Annotated in this window: 16 protein-coding genes; 5 read left to right on the top strand and 11 right to left on the bottom strand. The window is 39.1% G+C overall.

Annotated features, from left to right (window positions below):
- Positions 1-2 precede the first annotated feature (2 nt).
- The 9 genes from traJ to PQO05_RS10550 form a co-directional block, all read right to left on the bottom strand.
- Positions 3-1,220, bottom strand: coding sequence for a conjugative transposon protein TraJ (gene traJ / locus PQO05_RS10590; RefSeq protein WP_273632867.1), 1,218 nt, complete (start codon positions 1,218-1,220; stop codon positions 3-5).
- A 62-nt stretch (positions 1,221-1,282) separates the two neighbouring features.
- Positions 1,283-1,930: a TerB family tellurite resistance protein gene (locus PQO05_RS10585; protein WP_273632866.1), complete on the bottom strand. Its 648-nt coding sequence runs from the start codon at positions 1,928-1,930 to the stop codon at positions 1,283-1,285.
- 11 nt (positions 1,931-1,941) lie between these two features.
- Entirely contained in the window at positions 1,942-2,634 is a 693-nt protein-coding gene (locus tag PQO05_RS10580; RefSeq protein WP_273632864.1) for a hypothetical protein, read from the bottom strand.
- The gene (locus PQO05_RS10575; protein ID WP_273632862.1) at positions 2,621-3,304 is read right to left on the bottom strand and encodes a conjugal transfer protein TraI; all 684 of its coding nucleotides are present in this window, start codon (positions 3,302-3,304) and stop codon (positions 2,621-2,623) included. Before PQO05_RS10575 ends, PQO05_RS10580 begins: the two co-directional genes overlap by 14 nt.
- A 58-nt stretch (positions 3,305-3,362) precedes the next feature.
- Positions 3,363-3,737: a hypothetical protein gene (locus PQO05_RS10570; RefSeq protein WP_273632861.1), complete on the bottom strand. Its 375-nt coding sequence runs from the start codon at positions 3,735-3,737 to the stop codon at positions 3,363-3,365.
- Between the two features lie 16 nt (positions 3,738-3,753).
- On the bottom strand, positions 3,754-6,243 hold the full coding sequence (locus PQO05_RS10565; RefSeq protein ID WP_273632859.1) for a TraG family conjugative transposon ATPase: 2,490 nt from the start codon (positions 6,241-6,243) through the stop codon (positions 3,754-3,756).
- A 2-nt stretch (positions 6,244-6,245) separates the two neighbouring features.
- Positions 6,246-6,560: a DUF4133 domain-containing protein gene (locus PQO05_RS10560; RefSeq protein WP_273632856.1), complete on the bottom strand. Its 315-nt coding sequence runs from the start codon at positions 6,558-6,560 to the stop codon at positions 6,246-6,248.
- A gap of 9 nt (positions 6,561-6,569) precedes the next feature.
- Complete coding sequence (locus PQO05_RS10555) at positions 6,570-6,908, bottom strand: DUF4134 domain-containing protein (RefSeq protein ID WP_273632855.1); 339 nt, start codon at positions 6,906-6,908, stop codon at positions 6,570-6,572.
- A 178-nt stretch (positions 6,909-7,086) separates the two neighbouring features.
- The gene (locus tag PQO05_RS10550) at positions 7,087-7,470 is read right to left on the bottom strand and encodes a hypothetical protein (protein WP_273632853.1); all 384 of its coding nucleotides are present in this window, start codon (positions 7,468-7,470) and stop codon (positions 7,087-7,089) included.
- Positions 7,471-7,686: 216 nt separating this feature from the next.
- Between PQO05_RS10550 and PQO05_RS10545 the strand changes: the two genes are divergently transcribed.
- The 5 genes from PQO05_RS10545 to PQO05_RS10525 all read left to right on the top strand — a co-directional run bounded on the left by PQO05_RS10545 (position 7,687) and on the right by PQO05_RS10525 (position 14,336).
- Positions 7,687-9,069, top strand: a complete 1,383-nt coding sequence (locus tag PQO05_RS10545) for a S41 family peptidase (protein WP_273632852.1) — start codon at positions 7,687-7,689, stop codon at positions 9,067-9,069.
- A 1,107-nt stretch (positions 9,070-10,176) separates the two neighbouring features.
- Positions 10,177-10,632 (top strand): TonB-dependent receptor plug domain-containing protein, encoded by a 456-nt coding sequence (locus PQO05_RS10540; protein ID WP_273632850.1) that lies wholly within the window; start codon positions 10,177-10,179, stop codon positions 10,630-10,632.
- A 113-nt stretch (positions 10,633-10,745) separates the two neighbouring features.
- Positions 10,746-12,299 carry an outer membrane beta-barrel family protein gene (locus PQO05_RS10535; protein ID WP_273632848.1) on the top strand — a complete coding sequence of 518 codons (1,554 nt, stop codon included), beginning with the start codon at positions 10,746-10,748 and terminating at the stop codon, positions 12,297-12,299.
- An 827-nt stretch (positions 12,300-13,126) separates the two neighbouring features.
- Positions 13,127-14,104, top strand: a complete 978-nt coding sequence (locus PQO05_RS10530) for a hypothetical protein (RefSeq protein WP_273632846.1) — start codon at positions 13,127-13,129, stop codon at positions 14,102-14,104.
- A 91-nt stretch (positions 14,105-14,195) separates the two neighbouring features.
- Entirely contained in the window at positions 14,196-14,336 is a 141-nt protein-coding gene (locus PQO05_RS10525) for a hypothetical protein (RefSeq protein ID WP_273632844.1), read from the top strand.
- Between the two features lie 405 nt (positions 14,337-14,741).
- On the opposite strand, the gene PQO05_RS10520 is transcribed toward PQO05_RS10525, so the two are convergent.
- Both PQO05_RS10520 and PQO05_RS10515 read right to left on the bottom strand, forming a co-directional pair.
- Positions 14,742-16,874: a peptidase associated/transthyretin-like domain-containing protein gene (locus PQO05_RS10520; protein WP_273632842.1), complete on the bottom strand. Its 2,133-nt coding sequence runs from the start codon at positions 16,872-16,874 to the stop codon at positions 14,742-14,744.
- A 7-nt stretch (positions 16,875-16,881) separates the two neighbouring features.
- Positions 16,882-17,847 (bottom strand): FecR family protein, encoded by a 966-nt coding sequence (locus PQO05_RS10515; protein ID WP_273632840.1) that lies wholly within the window; start codon positions 17,845-17,847, stop codon positions 16,882-16,884.
- Between the last annotated feature and the right edge of the window lie 7 nt (positions 17,848-17,854).

Genomic DNA, 17,854 nt, shown 5'->3' with positions numbered 1-17,854 from the left:
AATTAGGCTTGTTGTGGATCTATCTTGCTTGCCCGTCCGTTATTAGGGTTGCTGCCTTTGTCCTGAAAATATGGCTTTGATACGGCGCTGTCGGCCATGCTCATACTGGTGTTGGATTTTTGATTGCCGAATGTATCAGCGGCCATACTGCTGCCTCCTGAAGCTGCACCGACGACAGACTGGCTTGTACTGCTGACGATCCTGTTTACCTTTTGAAGCAGACCATTGCCGCCACCCGCATTTACAATGTAATTGGTTACACTCGGTACGGTAAAATATCCGATGATACCTATAATTAAAAAGATGAGATAGGCAGTGTCGGTTGAACTAAAGAAAGTGTCACCAGCACTTTGGACCTGGGTAATGTCGAGTTTAAGCATGTTTTCCTGCACCTTACCGATGATTGCACCGAATATATTTGCTACCGGAAGCCAAAGAAATACATTGATGTATTTGGCCAGCCACACCGTCAAGGTGTGCTGAAAACCATCGAAGACTGCCAAGCCAAATACGATGGGCCCCAATATGGCAAGAATGATCAAGTAGAATGTTCGAATTGTATTGATACACAAGGCCGCTGCTTCGTACAACACCTGCAATACTTCCGACATCCATTGCTTAGCTGAATTGCGAAAATTGTAAGAAGCCTTGGACATGGCGAATTTCATATCATTGCCTACGCTGGCAAGTATACCTTCTTTACTGCCATATTGATCGTCAGGATGGGTATATTTGTACCATTTATCTCTATCGCCATCGCCATCAGCACCAACATACATTTGCCAGGTGTCTGTCTTTTCTACCGCCGCTTCTTTTGCTTTTAATAAGGCTGCAATGGCGGCATCAGAATTTTGCACCATACCGCCGGTGGCGCTTACAGTGGGCGACATGATACCATTGATAATAGCAATTACTGTGGGAAATAAAAGAATTGCTAAACCCAATGCAAAGGGGCGCATTAGGGGATAAAAATCTATCGACTCTGCGCTGGCTATTTGTCGCCATACACGGCTTCCTATATAAAAAAGTGCACCAAATCCGGCGACTGCCCGGCCCACACCAATGAGTTGACTACACATGGGCAGCATATCGTTATAAACGCCATTCAAAGTTCCCTGCAAGCCCTGAATATCTGTGGCAAGTCCGTCTGCTTTGGAAAATAAAGGAAAAGCTATCCCCGTTACCGCAAGAATTGCGGTTAAATAAATCTTCTTTTTCATCTTAATATTTGTTTTTAAGAGGTGATGAAGCTTCCATAAATGGAGGTTTCATAAAATTGGGATTAGTTATTTATACCATAGAACTGTTTCACCGTTCGGGTATCGCCTATATCCTTGCTGCGCTGAATATTTAACAAAACGCCTTGCCGATTGAAGTGCCGGAGAAACTGCAGTTTATCTGAACTGCTGGCATAGATGCGGTCAATCGCCCGCATTCTTTCATCGTCGGACATTCGCAGTTTACCTGCGGTAAGCACATTAGTCAGATCGTCCAGATTTTGAAGGCTTTGATTGACAAGCTGTGTATATACATTACTGATGTAGTTCAATTCACTTGCACTAAATGAGCCGCTTTGCTGAAATTGCTTATAGGCGCTTTTATACTCGCTAATCAAACTGACCTGCTGGGAAATTATTTCGGCTACTCTGCCGTAATTTTTTACAGTGGGGTTTATGGAAAGCAAGCCATTCAGGTAAACGCTATGCAGGTCAAAATTACCTTTGGAAAGTTGGGATATACTGCCATAGCCTTCCTGATAGATCTGGTAACCCGCTTTCATGTCGCTTAATATGCCTTTTAACTGGGTTAGTTTTTCAATGTCCAAGATTAGTTGCTGCATTTCCTGAACCTGTCCGCTGGCAATCTTTGCCGTACCCAGGCAAAAGAAAAACACCAGTATAATTACGATCTGCTTGATTTGCCTTTTCATAATTTCTTTACTTATTGAATCCCGTAAATCTTCTTTTCGGAGATCACATTATTATTTTCCTGTACACGCTGCGCCTCATAAACTTTCACATGGTCAGTAAATGCAGAGGCAAAACGGTAATTATTTTGCATAGCGGAATGAATTACTCCGATGTGTTTCAACCGTTCTTCGTCACTCATCTTTAGTTTGCTGTCGGTAACCACATTTTGTAACTCGGTAATCTGTTGATCACAATCTTTAAATAAAGCGGCTTTAACCTGTATGATATATTTTCGCTCAACATCGTTAAGATTCGCAGTTTTGTCAAGGGTGTTCATGCGTACAAGAATATCTTTCTGCCATTGCAGTATATCATTTACCTGTTTAGTATTCCTTACTACAGGGCTAACATTATTTAGATTGTTGTAATATATTGTGTGTAACCCATTTTCTGATTTCAGCGAACCTGTAATTGACCCCAGGCCGTTATGAGCGATATTATTACCAACTTTGTAGTAAGCGGCGTAAACCTGTAAAGCGGCTACCTGCTGTAAAAGATATTTCTTTTGGGTACTTTTTTGCTGAAACCACTTGGCAAAGGTTTGCGCCCTGACTGTTGTTGCCAATGCAGAGGCAGCAACTGTCATTGCAGTAAAGGCCAGCAACTTCTTGCTTTTGCGCCGAATCTCGTCCGCCCGTATCTTTATTCGATTAATTGATTCCATAAAGCTTTTTAATTGATTGTGTATCGCTTAAATCTTTACTGCGTTGCAGGCTCAATTGTATGCCTTGATTATTGAATTGGTGCAAGTCATTATAGTTCTCATCCAAATGGTCACTGGCCTTGTTGATCAATTCTAAACGTTGTTCATCCGTCATTTGCGTTTTTGCAGGACTAACAACGAGCATGATCTCATCGAGGTTTTTCACACTCGCGTCTAAAATGCCGGTATAAACCTGTTGCATATAACTCAACTCCTGCGGGTTGAAATGATTGTCCTGCCGAAACAGGTTCCAGGCTTGTTTATACTCGCTTACCAAAGCCGCTTGTTTTAAAGTAATATCCTTTATGCGCTGATATTTAGAAATAGTGGCTTTAATGTTCCCTAATTCTGTATAGTAGCTACTGTACAATTGCTTCTGCTGCTCTGTCCAGCCCGAAATTTCAGTTAGCCGGGTTTTTGACATTTGATTTTCAATGACTTTTTGTGCGTTTTGCAGCCATATTGTTTTATTCTGCATTCGCTGTACTTTAAGGTCTATTGCCTTAATTACTTTGGTTACTGTAAGTTTTATTACTTCGCCAATCACGAATTGTGCTTTTGCCTTTTGCGAGGGTAATGTGATTGCAAGTAATACTATCAATGACACTATTTTTACAAGTAAATTTTTCATAAAAGCCTCCCATATCCCTGTTTATTTACAGGAATTACTTAGTGATATGTAGGAAATGTTATTTGATTTTTTGGTAGGTAGAATTTTTGAGCACCAAAGTTTTGTTGTTATCCTTAAACTGAATTTGTCTGCCCAAATCAGTTTCAGATAATAGCTGCTTATCTTCATTCCAATTTGCAACCCAAGATGTCTTTTTAAATTCCTTTAGCATGATGACACCGTTACGTATTTTTTGAAATCCAGAGTTGTTTTGGATGTTATATGTGTTAGCGCTTTTGTGGTCTGCGGAAACAATTAGGGTATCGTAATCAATTGCATATTCACCTTTTGTTTGCAAAACGTAAGTACCAGAAAAGTCCTGAGTTGTACTCTTACTTTTACATCGAGTAAATAATATGGCAAGCAATACGATTAAAAATGTTAAGGCTTTCATAATTATGGGTTTTAGTTTATGCTGCTTGTTCTAATTCTTCTCTAACGATCGCGGCTATCGCAAGCTTAACACTGCCTAATTTTTTTGTGTAGGCATGAACTTTTGCTTTTTCCGATGATTCTGTAGTATAGGTCCAGTACTCTTCGCGGCTTACTTCGGTGCGATAAACTTTTGATAACTGGCCATTTAAGCTGATAAAAACTTCTTTGTATTTCAGGCTTTCATCATTGTTGCGGTTCATGCTCATAATGAGCGCCGTTTCTTTATCCGTAATACCTAATAGCTGCTGTATTTTAGGAAAGTCATTCTGATATTTTCGCTGGTCCAATAAGATCTTGCAATCACTATTATTAATAATAGCCTGCTTAACGACTGGCGAACTGATAATATCTTCGATGTCCTGGGTAACCACCAATGCTTCACCGAAATATTTACGGACGGTTTTAAAGAGATATTTAATGTACTCCGCCATACCTTCCCGCGCGATTGCTTTCCATGCCTCTTCTATCAGGATCATCTTCCGGGTATCCTTGGCAAGCTTGCGCATTTTAGAAACGAATGTTTCCATAATAATGAGCGTAACAACCGGAAATAAAATTGGATGATCTTTAATATTGTCTAATTCGAAGACAATAAAACGCTTTTGCAAAAGGTCGAGATTTTCTTTTGCATTCAGCAAGCAGGCATATTCACCACCTTTATAGTATGGCTTCAATACGAATAACATGTTATCTATATCAAAACGTTCATCTTTCACTTTTGATTGCTTCATAGATTCATAAAAGTCCCCCTTCAAAAAATCGTAAAAGCTGTCAAAGCAAGGGAAAATTTCAGGATGGCTTTTTAGTTTTTCGTAATAATGGTATAAAGCATCTGATATCGCCACATATTCAGACCGTTGTACACCCTCGTCCTCTTTCTTCCATAGCGCTAAAATCATGGCTTTTATGCTTTCCCTTTTTTCAGTATCTAAAACGTCGCCGTCTGCTATGTAAAATGGATTAAAGCTAATGGGCTCATCTTCGGTGTAAGTGAAGTAATAACCGTCAACAAAATCACAAAGTCCCTGGTAACTATGTCCAACGTCAACCAAAACCACGTGCGCCCCCTGTTCGAAATAGCTTCTTAACAAATGATTTGTGAAGAACGATTTACCACTGCCTGAAGGACCTAATATAAATTTATTGCGGTTAGTAGTAATTCCCTTAGTCATCGGGTCATCGCTAATATCCACATGAACGGGCTTACCGGATAAGCGGTCGCCTAAACGAATGCCGAAAGGGCTTATGCTCGATTGATAATTCGTTTCCAGGTTTAAGAAACAGCTAGCCTGCTCTACAAACGTATCGAAGGTATCGTTCATCGGAAATGCTGCCTCATTACCGGGTAATCCAGCCCACCAAATTTGCGCGGCCCCGTCGGTTTCCTGTTTGGGTTGTGCATCCATTTGAGCCAACGATGAACTAACCTTATTTTTGAGGTCTTTTAAGAACGCAAGGTTATCGGTCCAGGCTAGCACATTAAAATGCGCTTTTACCGGTAACCGCTGCTGGCTTATCGCCTCGTTTAAAAAATCGTGCGTAGCATCCCGGCCAATGGCATTTTCCCGTGAATATGCTGAGAGAGATTGCAAGCGTAATTTCTTTGCTTCCAGTTTTTTGATCGTTTGCGGGCTGTCACCAATAAAGATATACTGGTTGTATAAATGATTGCATTTTAACAAGGCGCCTATCGGCGTTGCAAAGCCGGTACTAAACTTAGTTTTATCCGTACTATATTTATCATAAGTAATTCTCGGGCCACATAAGGGTGGCAAGTTTTCTGCATCGCTTAAAGTATAAAGCTGGCAATGGTTATCACCGATCCTGATCTCATCCTGAATATGTATATCCTTAATTACTGGCGCTTCGTTTTGATTCAGCAAAAAACAATACTGCTCCAAAACACCTGACTGGTTTAACGTTCCGGCTAACTCATCGTCATTCAGCTGTGTAAGTGTTATCAAACCACTATCCAATAACAGCCTAACAAACTGGCCGGCACTATCCTGAAAGTCCATGAATAATTCGTCGCAGGTAGTTTGTACCGGCACAATGCGTTTACGCATTAATGAACTTACTGCACTTGAATATTGTTTAAACTTATCGGGCCTTTTGGTTAAAAAGATATGGCAGTGATGATGCAGAAACTCACGTTCATGAAAATAGCGCTCACTGGAGTGAGACAAGAAAGTTTTAACTTGCTGACTTCCTTCTTTAGCAAAGACAGCTTCATATTGATCGTTGATAAACCAATCCTGCTTATGGAATACCGTGTTTTTAGGAAGTAATCTTAACGCTTTTATTATTACCTCGTGAAAAGCCAGATATTCGTCATTTGACAGGGTAAAAATTTCAGGGAGGTTCACTTTATAGCCAATGGTGAGATCGCCGTTTGCGGAGACCATGCAGTTATGCTCCACTTTATATACAGGAAATACCTGCTCTGCTTTGCTGTGTGATGCCATGATTATTTCTTTAGTTGTAAAAAGATATTTCGTGTAGTGAACTTCAAATGCCCGGGCAAGTATCTTTTGGCTGCTTTCTTCATTAATCCGTGTTCGCCGTATTTATGGCTCAATTTGAATACCTGATAAAAAAGAGCGCTGCCTAACACGGAGATAATTATGATGCATGAAATTACCGGCACACCCACGATATACATAATAGCAAACCCAATCAGCAATAATACAAGGCCTGCCGCCAGGTAGCCGATATATTGTCCTATCAAACCTTTAAACTCTATTGGCTTGTTAATTCCCTTATTGATCTGATATAATGCCATGATATAAATTTATACGCCGAAGAATGATTTCAATACCGTGGCTACTACCACTAAAAATATACAACTGCCGAACCAGCTTGAAGCTACTTTGCCGGTATCATGTTCGCCGTCATTCCATTTTTTGAATACTTTGATTGCGCCTACAAGGCCCATTATCGCACCAATAGCATACATTAGGCTTGTACCTGTGGAAAAATAACTTTTGACCTGACTGGTAGCGGCGGTAATACCTGAATTACCATCCTGCGCATATAGGCCAAGGCTAATTATCAATAAGGTAATCGTTGCGATGAAGTGCCTTAAAAAAATTGCCGCTATTAAACCGATTTCTTTTTTTTGAGATTTCATAATGTTGAATTTGATGTGAACGGATAATCTTCCTATGTCCAGGTATTTTGAAAGTCTGATAGGGCAATTGTGAATTTTAATTTGTCTTTGGAAATTTCCACTATTCGACTTAGTACGGCCGGTAGATCTATTTGCTCCTCAAAACTTTTATAAGAGCCTACCAAAATTCCTACGAGTATTACAATTCCTGCTTGTCGTCGACGTCCCTAAATGCTTCAATCAGGGTACCTGCTTCAGAAACTAATTCTGAAGAGGGGTCAGTGTGTATACTAGTCTCACGAATTAAGCCGGTGATCTCTTCTTTGGGATCATCAGGTAAAACATCTGCAAAGGGTAAGTTTTGTGTTTCGCCAATAGTTACGCCAATATCAGGTTTTACCTGACCCATAACGGAAATATTAGGAGATTGGGCAGTTGAAAATATCCCAGCGGTTTGTGGCTTGCGGTTAAATAGATGTTCTATTTCTTTTTGAAAATACCTGAGAACGACATACAGATAATAAGAAATAGTAATGATTACAACAGCTATGAGATAGTGCTGCCAGGAAATTGAGGACAACATAATACTTTACTTTAATCCTCACCGCACCATGCGGCGATTGTGGAAGCAAAGGTTGGAGAAGCAAAAAATAATATTTCACACCTTATACATGAGGTAGGTGTTTTTTTAAGATCAAATACATTATTTGAATCAATTGTGGTCAGGGCAATACATGCTAGGAATAGCTGGCCATATTATAGCACAATATCATTCGGATAATTATATTTGTAGCAATATATGAATTCCAGATACCCCTTTACCCCAGTTGTTAGCTGCCTGTTTATAATTACAATAATATTGTTTTTCTCCCCGCATTATGTTAATGCGCAAAGCGTCAACAAAACAGATGCTCGTGAAATTGTCGAAAAACTTACGGCTGCGCTGATTGAGCGTTACCCCTTTCCGGAGATTTCAATACAATACCAAAATGCGTTGTTGAAAAATGAACGCGATGGAAAATATCTTAACCTGACAGAACAAAGATTAGCCGAACAATTAACCGCAGATTTGCAACAAGTCCACAGAGATGTACACCTCCACGTCTTGCAGAACGAGTCTCAATATAAAAACCTAACCTCACCGGCTTATGCAGCAAACAACAGCGGATCAGAACTTGAGCAATTACAAAGGCAGAATTATGGATTTAGAAACGTGGATCTTGACCCTTTATCGTCTGTAGCTTATATTAACATCCCGGGTGGGTTTTACGCAACGCAGGAAGCGTTTGATATAGCAGCGGCTGCGATGAATATGGCTGCCTACAGCAAATACATAATTGTAGACATACGGGCAAACGGAGGCGGAAGTGGCCAGATGGGGCGCTTTTTAGCTTCTTACTTTTATAATGCGGGCGATGAGCAATTTTATTTAAACGGCTTTTATAAAGACAGATCCAGGGATGAGCAAGAATGGACATACGCTTATGTACCAGGGAAAAGAAATCCTGCAGCAAAGGTTTATATACTTATTGGCCCAGGTACGGGTTCAGCTGCCGAAGGCTTTGCTTACGCAATGCAGAAGCTGCATCGCGCTACTGTTGTAGGTGAGGCATCAGCAGGAGCGGGTATTGCTGGTTCATTTGTGCCTTTAAAGGACAATCTTATTGTGTTCTTGCCTTTTAAAATGGTAGTTGGACCTAATTCGCAAGTAGGCTGGGAAGGCACCGGCGTATTGCCCGATTCTGTAACCACAGGAAAAGATGCCTTGGCTGAAACCCGGCGGTTCATTTGGCAGGATATTTTAAATAAATCTGCAGATTCAATATTAAAAGCTTCGGTTCAATGGCAGTTAGAGGATAGCAAAATCAATCCAAATGATAAGATCGCAAAGTGCTATCAAGAAATTGCAGGTAAATACGATGATACTCATCTGGTGGTTAGTCATCAAGGGAAACTTTTTTGGCAAATCCATGAGCCCGGTAAGCCAATTCGGGAATTCGAGATGTTGGAAGTAAAGCCCGATGTTTTTACGGTTATTGATCTAAATAAGTCTTATGGCACGAATAGTACCCGAGTTTATATTCAACGTAAGGCAAGCGGTAGACTTAACAAGCTAACCGAGAAAATCCTTTTACCTAATGGTTCCATTTATACAGATCCCAGAAATTTTCAGCAGCGATAACTAAAGGTTGATTAAGGGGTATGAGGTTTAATAGATCCGTAATAGAAAAACCAACAGTACCGGAGTTGGCGGCAAACCAAATACTAAAAATCCCCCCTGCATTAGCCATGTATGATACATGTTCATCAGGGCTATATAAAAGACCAGGTGACGCCGGCCGAATGAGGTTTTCCTCCTAACTTAAGACAATACTAACGACTTGTTTAATTCCGCCTTAAATGCGTCCTCCTTTTTACACCCGCTCATTACTATTAGAAGCATGAGCAACCTAGTGGTTGAATTCCTGATAACATTTAACCACAAACCAGGTTCGCAAATCATGACCTTTTCATTTGGCACAGGTAAGTATACCCGTAATACCCGCTAGGTTACTTTTTCGTTTATATGTTAGAGCTTGCTTTTTGCTTTTAAGACATTTTTTAGTTTGATGAATTTGATTTAAATTTCAATATTGCCAAAGCTTCGCAGTATATGATTACCCAATTTGAACCGAAGAATAATTATAGTTTTTATTTTTTACAATGCTGAAATCTGACACGCAATCGTAACAATCAGCCATAATTCTCGGTTCAGCAATCCTAAATTATAGGCATTACCCCCGCCCCCACCAAAAAAATAAGGCGGATTTCAACATCCGGTAAGATTCGATGGAGTGTGCAGGAACTCTGAAAGAACTACTTACAATGTGGAGAAAAATAATGATTTAACCATACAAAAGTTTCAGAAAGCATTAACCTTGGAAATTCTTGCGTTTTAGTTTCTTCCCAACATCCGCATTATAACCATAGTAATACACTGGTTTCAATTAGTAGAAATAAAACCGAATTGACTAATAATATTTTCTTATATTCTCAATTAAGAAGATTATTAACAGAAATCATGCAAATTTTAACAATTATCTGATTTCAATCTAAAATTCACCTTCAAATCATAGTATTAAACTCAATAAAACCAGTTAAAAAGATATTTCATCATTATAAGGGTAATTTCATGTAAATTTTATACCTATCATACTTTTTTTAGAAGATTTATACATATTTTCAATACAACCTTAATCATCTAGGTTATTAGCGCTATTAAAGTGGCCTATTAACTCTTTATCACAATATGCATAACAGAAATTTGACGCTTCTACTATTAATTTTATTAATTGGCTTAACCAGTTTCGCTACCGCACAGCCTCAGATAAAATTAGACCGTCTGATAATTTCGGTAGAGTCTAACAGCCTTTTAGCGGGCAACACCTTATCTGAACTGTTACCTAAACTTCCCGGCGTCAATCTCAACGAAAAAAATGAACTTGTTATAAACGGTAAAGGCGGCGTATTAATATTAATTGATGGTAAAGGTCAGTATGTTTCTAAAGAACAACAAGCGTCCTTTTTGAATAATATAGTCGCCGAGTCAATTGATAAAATAGAAATTATTTCAAATCCATCCGTCAAATATGACTCAAACGGAGGCGCTGTCATCAATATAATCACTAAAAAGGATAAAATGACCAGCGACGTACACGAAAGTATGGGACAGCAACTTAGCCAGTCAAGGGGGTATCTGGTGTAAATGAGCCGTATGCAAGCATCGGCACTAATTTAAACTATAGAATAGGCAACATTAGAACTTTTGCTTCCATCGATTATTCATTCAAAAAGGATTATCAACAAAACGATAACACTTTGAAATATATTGATCCGGAATTGACCCGTGATCAACTAATAACCTCGTTGGCAAAGTCTTCAACTTTATCCACAAGATTCGGCTTTAATGCTGACCTAAGCAAGACCACAACATTTGACGGCACCTTTTCTTTGTATATTCCTTTATATATAGAGTATAACAGAGGATATGTACAGCAGTTTAGCTCAACAAGCACAGCTATTGATTCGACAATCAATTCGAAAGGAAGCGACAGACTATTGCATAATCATAATAATACAGTGAATCTTCGTTTGAGCCATGTGCTAAACGCTAAGAAAAACGAAGAAATAGCTTTTTTCTTGGATATTAATGATTACAGATTTGAGAATAATTCACTTTTGGCGAGTGCATATGCTGTTGACGGCGGCAACTATAAAAATGAGCTTTTTAACAATATACGCGACTATAAAGTTAGGATATATTCAGTTAAATCGGATTACTCAATTAAAGTCAGCAAACAAGTCGAAATGGACGCCGGTGCCAAAGTGTCTTTCATCAAAAACGAGGATAATTTCGATTACACGATTCAGGATAACAGCCTCAATGACGATCTAACCAAATCTGATTTTAATTACAAGGAAACCGTTTCGGCGGCTTATCTAAACTTTGTTGGTTCAAATAAGAGCTTCGATTACCAATTTGGAGGTCGGTTAGAAAACACTAACTCTGAAGGCATTGCACCATTACTTAACGAGAGCCTTAGTAAAAATTATTTAAATTTTTTCCCTGCCTTTACCATTCAACATAACTTTAAGAGCAAGGTAAAACAGCAACTGGTTTTAAGTTATAACAGGCGTATTATAAGACCTGGATATACTGATTTTAATCCCAATCAGAACCCCACAAACCGATTTACTGATATTACCGGACAACCTGATTTAAAGCCTCAGTTTCTTAACAACTTTGAATTGTCATACAACATATCTAAACTGAGTATTACCGCTTATGACTCTTATAAAAAGAATCTGAAAGAGGTAGTACCCCAATCAAGTGATCAAGGGCTCGTTCAAAAAAACCAGATCACCAGTTACTCCTTTGAAAACGATGCTGGCATCAATATAAATTTCCCTTTAACCTTTTTTAAATGGTGGAGTTGTTCCAACACTTTAACCGCATCAAATACGGAAACGAAATTATTGGATAACACTTCGATAAATTATTTCAATTACAATGTGAGTTCGTTCCAATCCTTTTCCATAGATAAAAGGAACAAGTTCGATTTACGAATATTCTATCGTCCAAAATCCCAAATAAACTATGGTGATATGTATGAAGTTACCAGCTTAACAGCAGGTTATCGGACATCTATACTTAACGATAAACTTATCATAACTGCTAACATCAATGACATTTTGGGGCGTAACAAATTAAGCTATTATCAAGATTTTGGCCCAACATATTTGAGCCAAATTGCGCTCAGGAATGACCGGTATTTTCGAATTGGACTCAGGTATAATTTCCTAACCGGAAATAAATTTTCAATCAGAAACAAAAGGACTAAAAATGACACATCTGAAATCAGAGTGAATTAATCCAATTGCTTCAGAACTGTCATTGCTAAGCACCTCATTTTTTGCTACAACAACTTATAATAAACTCAGATCATGACAAGATGAAAAAAATTCAGAACCTGTTAATAATCTGGAAAGATTAGCACAAATAAACCCAATGGGCGTAATTGACCTTTCTGAAAAACGCGCAAAGTATATCAGAGGAGGAGATGGCGTTTTGCATAACTCTGTGTGCACAGGAAAAAATGATAATTGTGTAGACGAAATGTGCGACGGTGGTAGCACGAATCACGACTGCTCTCAATAATCAATAATGCTTAAATCTATGATTTCTTTTAATTAACAAGTCGCTAAACCGGATGGTACAAACCTAAAATATGAATACCAGACGTAAAAGTTTGATCAGGTAGCTGATATGCTGGTTGGCATCCGCGCCATCCTGTTTGATTTTGCGAAGAATAGCGGTAAAAAACAAGATAAAGCAAGCAATGGTAATTCCAAATAGATCGCCTTTTTCGATAATAAGTTTTAGGATGTCGGACAACATGCTCAAATCTAAAAAATCGCTTTTATATTTAAAATGTAACCCGTTATATACCCTTTAGTTTATCCTGATCACTATGTTTCCATTTTCTTGACTTCGTTTTTCCCGCTTATTCAATATGTGTTTCAGGCCCAGTTGGGTGGCGTTAAAGCCTTATCAGTACGGTCTGATTTGTCATGTCGAAAACTCATTTGCACTGTCAATCCATAATTTTTTAGTTTAAAATTTTCCATTCGCTGTAAGGGTGGCATTTAATCGAGTTGTCTCAAATCCAATATTTCAATATTTTTCAAACAACTTATTTATGAAAAAAAAACTTTTCATTCCCCTAATTCTAATTTTAATGAACACTTCTTTTGCGCATGCCCAAAACGAGCCATGGCGATGGAATATTGGTGTAACAGGCGGTGAAGCCAGTTCAAAAACATTCGGTTCAAGACTCGGAGTTGATATAGGCCTGGAAAAAAAATTAGCCGGTCCTATCTCTGCTACCATGGGTGTTGGATTTACGCATTTATTTGAAAAAAGTATTTATGGCCTGGTTGATTATTCGGCCCCCTACGGAGAATCTTACAATGCTTTTCCGGTTAAGGCCGGCTTGAAACTATCGGTATCAAAAAGCATATATCTGGGGGCAGACGCGGGCGTCGCATTGAGTTCGAAGCGTTATGGAAATTCCTTTATATGGTCTCCATCTGTAGGATTTGCACTGGATAATGGCCTGAATTTCAGTCTTCACTATGAAAACATTGAAAGGATCAGGGGAGCCCAAACTATTGGATTAAGGATTGGTTACGGCTTACCTTTTAACAAAAAAAGCTCATCTGACGGCAAACAAGAAATACAATCATGGCAAATGGGTGTTGGCTTTAGTACCGGGGCAGCCTGGAGCGGGGGATTAATGTTAGGCGGTGAAATTTTCGCATATAAACTACTAAATGAGTATTTGGAAGCCGTTTTAACAACTGGATTTTCGCATACGGAAAAACAGCTCAGCTTTTCATGGGACGCTAAAGCCGGGCGCTATTATAATAGAGGTATAGATTTGATACCTTTAAAAGGAGGTTTGCGCTTCTACCCGGGAAATAGCTTCTATTTGAGTGGGGATGCAGGGGCAGCGATCAGTACAAACAGTATCATTAAAAGCGGATTTAATTATACTCCCGGGATGGGTTTGAGATTTCATAACGGACTTGATTTGGGAATTAAATTTGATTTTTACACGAGTCAGGCAATTCCCAATACTGTTGCGGCAAAAATAGGATACCGGTTTAAGCTGTAAACGAACCTATATCAATAGGAAGGAATGTAAATCATCATATCCATTCCTTCTTATTGATTGTGGCAAAATTACGATATAGCAAATTCGGCATGTGAATGAAATAGAGACCATTGAGCATTACCGTAACTACCTGCGATTAAATAGCAACCAGGTACCCGCGTATTCGCAGCAAATCATTGAACCGGCCCCTGCCCGCATTTATACCATTATTGGATATTGCTCAAGAGATTAAGGTTGCGAGATTTGAGTTTTTGATCATACTGAACATGAAACGTAAAATAATCATAACGTGGTTTACTAACGATATATGCTTAAAAGGCACAGCGAACTAACAAATCGTTTATTCGATTACAATACCCCCCGCCAGAATTGATTAACAATGAAATTTAATACATTTGAATGTGCCCTCAACGAAGAAGATAGAAAGAACGGTGATACCAAGTAAAATACGATAGACATCTTCATATCGCATGTTCACGTAAACTCATCATGATTAAGTGAATTATGTGACGGTCTTTGATAATCTGTATATTCTTGCCTGCCTGATTCTTAACATGGACGACTGCAATGAGATTCCTTGTGTATATAACCAAAGTAGTATGCCATTATATGATGAACCTGCCAAAAAACACATATGCTACCATTTAAAATTGTAACCCAATCTAAATGCATATTGTTGCTCGTTACCTAACCCATAAACCTCTTTTTTAACTCCAAGTTCTATTCCGTTATCTAATATAAACCCAGCACAAACACTGTACATAAATGAACTCTTAGCAGAATAATTGCCATCATAAATATCGTGGTTTAGCGAATTGGTTAAAAGGTAAGACCTGGAACTGCTAAATTGCTCCCCAACGGCGCCCTCAATAAAAAACCGCGGTGTTAACCTGTATCGCACCCCCGTTTTAACAGGAATAATATCGTAAGCACTGGCATTGTAATTTTCCTCTTTAAATACCGAGTTTTTGTCTGAATTGGACGGAAATCTATTGTAGCCTGTAGCTATCAGCCCGCTAAGCCCATTTCCAAGGTCCCGGTACAAGGTAACTTCCGCACCTGGTATAAATTGACCGTAGGTAGACAGATCACTGACACCGGCAGTCATAGCGATACTTGTTGACCAGGCTTTTGAATGATCGACAGGCCTATCTAACGGTTTAAAGACAGAATTGAACGCAATGCCTGCTTCCAGTCCAATATTTCTTTTGAAGCTGTTTTGATGAAGTTCATAAAAGTTATTACCGTTATGGTCAAAAGTATATTCTTTTGGATTACTCCATATATAAGAATATTTATTGAAGGTTGGCCCGGCCAATAAGGATATGTGTTTGGTAATTCGCGCATTAAGCATTAGCTTTCCCTGTATCCAACGCTCTTCAAGGGTTTGGTCGACGGGAAGACGTATATTGGCTTCCGCAGAGATATAAAACCGTGAATTCAGCATAAAATCATGGCCTATTCCTATTCCTGCGGCTAAAAGCGGAACGTTAGCCGTAGGATTTGCGCTAAAAAGCAAAGTAGTGTAAAACTGATGGGTTCCTGACTTGAAACTGATATTTGTGCCGGCGAATTTGTTCACAGAATACGCCAGCTGATAAAACCCGTTATGCATGATGTTGATCAGACCAAAGCTAATCCCCTCCGATGTATCGGCCACGTTTATCAAACCAATCTGCATTCCCTTCAGATGCCTGGTGGTGTTGTGTAATATGGAAAATTGCAAACCGGCAACCTCTTCCTCTGCTTTGTTTATGAATAAGGAAATTTGTGCTCCTTTAAGTGTATCTAACGCAACATTGTTTACCCCCGCAAACTGCAGCCCTGTCATATTACCGCCTACCAAATTGAATACGCCAGCCCACTGGAGGAATTTTGAATCCCCTTTATTAATGTTGAACAACCCGCCAACTTCCAGTCCCTTAACCCCAGCAGTATAACCTCCTATTAGGTTGAGCGAAAAATTGTTTACCACTTGGGGACTGAACATTCCATGCGTACTCAATCCGGGCGTAAGCGATACCTGAAACGGTCGTTTAGCAAAAAAATCAGGAATGTTTAAACTCTGTATCTTCTGGCGCGTTGAAATAAAGAGGTCACCCCAACCCGTATGCTCTATCCGGTTATGTTTATGCACGATATTTTTATAGCTACTATTATCTGCATGGCTGTTTACAAAAACAGCCTGCAAAAAATTAATACTCGTGTCCTGGTACCGAAATTTGCTGACAGTTAAACGAATCGGCGTACGGTAATCAGCTTTTAGCTTTAACCGGAAGTATCCGTGCTCATCACTCAAGGTTGCGGCAAGTTGCTGCTTTTCATAAATGCTCGCATTCACCAGGCGCTCGCCGGTACGCTCGTCTGCAACAATTCCGCTTATCGAATAATTGCTTCCTTCATCTGTTATATCCGTGTTAATCAGTGCAAAACGCCTTAACTGAGGCGTTATAATCAGATAATTTCTACGTTCTGTATATAAATAACGATTTTGAAAAAGACGTAATAAAACTGAGGATAAGGTTTCATCTTTTACAGATATCGAAACTAAACTGTCCCGTTCAACCAAATCACCATCATATGAAAAATAAAAATGTCCCTGCTTGCCCATTTCGTCTAACACATCTGCAACACGTGTGTGTTCAAGATTCAGGGTAAGGGTACGTTTTAATAAACTTTGCCCTATAGACGGATGACTAAATAAGCAGATAAAAACAAATGTGAAAAGTATAATGGCAAAGACTTCCGATCTGGCGTTAGAAAATTTCATTAAATTGTTATTTGAGCAGGATCGTATTATTGGTTCTTATAACGCTGATGTTGAATGTATGGCTAATGACATCCAGAACATTTTCTAAAGATTCGTTTTTAAAAGTGGTATTAAGCTGGAGCGTATCCAGTTTCCGGTTTTGAATAATGATATGGCTATCGTAAGCTTCATTTAATATGCTTATCATCTGCGTTAAAGGTGTATTGTTTGCGACAAATTCATGGGTACGGTAATACTGGTAAAGCCGGTCATGATTCACGGTTTTCACTAATGTGCCTTCCGATGCTCCTATTACCAACTTTTGACCGGGCCTGATAAATATAGTTTGGCTGCTCCTACTTACTGCCACAAGACCGGTTTCCACAATGATTTCAACTCTTCCGTTTTTACTTTTGACATTAAAGGATGTGCCTAAAACCTGAATCCGTACTTTTCCTGAATTGATAATGAAGGGCTGGTCAGCTTTATGGGCCACATTAAAAAATGCCTCCCCCTGGCTAAGCAGCACGCTTCTCTGTCTTCCTTTAAAACGATTTGGATAGTTGAGCACTGTATTTTGATTCAGTGTAATGATAGACCCGTCCGATAAGGTATCGGTTTTTACTTCGAACTTTGCAGTTGTAACCGATACATGAGAAACACGCTGTTGTAAAATATAAAACAAAGCACCGCCAGCCAGCAGCAATACAGCGGCTGCGATTTGTAACCAGTTATACGATTTAGAAAGCCGCACAATCCGGACAGGTTCTGCCTGGCGGTTTAACGACTGTTGATTAAACCGCTGCAATGAAGCTTGTGCATCCATTTCCGGCTTTAAATTCAAATCACTACTTATGTCCCAGATCACTTTAAACTGTGTAAAACGCCGCTCATTTGCAATATCAATAGCCCGCCATTTTTCGACCGCTTCCTGTTGGATCACAGTTGCCTCCCCCAGTATATAACTAATTAATATATCGTCGCTAATTTTCATTGTATGA

The sequence above is a fragment of the Mucilaginibacter jinjuensis genome (assembly GCF_028596025.1).
GTDB classification, from domain to species: domain Bacteria; phylum Bacteroidota; class Bacteroidia; order Sphingobacteriales; family Sphingobacteriaceae; genus Mucilaginibacter; species Mucilaginibacter jinjuensis.
This window is presented reverse-complemented; position numbering and strand designations above follow the sequence as displayed.

Bases quoted from the DNA above. Each gene is read 5' to 3' on its own strand.
- PQO05_RS10550 (WP_273632853.1), bottom strand. From the start codon at position 7,470: ATGTTGTCCTCAATTTCCTGGCAGCACTATCTCATAGCTGTTGTAATC.
- PQO05_RS10540 (WP_273632850.1), top strand. From the start codon at position 10,177: ATGCATAACAGAAATTTGACGCTTCTACTATTAATTTTATTAATTGGC.
- PQO05_RS10570 (WP_273632861.1), bottom strand. From the start codon at position 3,737: ATGAAAGCCTTAACATTTTTAATCGTATTGCTTGCCATATTATTTACT.
- PQO05_RS10560 (WP_273632856.1), bottom strand. From the start codon at position 6,560: ATGGCATTATATCAGATCAATAAGGGAATTAACAAGCCAATAGAGTTT.
- PQO05_RS10585 (WP_273632866.1), bottom strand. From the start codon at position 1,930: ATGAAAAGGCAAATCAAGCAGATCGTAATTATACTGGTGTTTTTCTTT.
- PQO05_RS10555 (WP_273632855.1), bottom strand. From the start codon at position 6,908: ATGAAATCTCAAAAAAAAGAAATCGGTTTAATAGCGGCAATTTTTTTA.
- PQO05_RS10515 (WP_273632840.1), bottom strand. From the start codon at position 17,847: ATGAAAATTAGCGACGATATATTAATTAGTTATATACTGGGGGAGGCA.
- PQO05_RS10545 (WP_273632852.1), top strand. From the start codon at position 7,687: ATGAATTCCAGATACCCCTTTACCCCAGTTGTTAGCTGCCTGTTTATA.
- PQO05_RS10580 (WP_273632864.1), bottom strand. From the start codon at position 2,634: ATGGAATCAATTAATCGAATAAAGATACGGGCGGACGAGATTCGGCGC.
- PQO05_RS10530 (WP_273632846.1), top strand. From the start codon at position 13,127: ATGAAAAAAAAACTTTTCATTCCCCTAATTCTAATTTTAATGAACACT.
- PQO05_RS10575 (WP_273632862.1), bottom strand. From the start codon at position 3,304: ATGAAAAATTTACTTGTAAAAATAGTGTCATTGATAGTATTACTTGCA.
- PQO05_RS10520 (WP_273632842.1), bottom strand. From the start codon at position 16,874: ATGAAATTTTCTAACGCCAGATCGGAAGTCTTTGCCATTATACTTTTC.
- PQO05_RS10565 (WP_273632859.1), bottom strand. From the start codon at position 6,243: ATGGCATCACACAGCAAAGCAGAGCAGGTATTTCCTGTATATAAAGTG.
- traJ (WP_273632867.1), bottom strand. From the start codon at position 1,220: ATGAAAAAGAAGATTTATTTAACCGCAATTCTTGCGGTAACGGGGATA.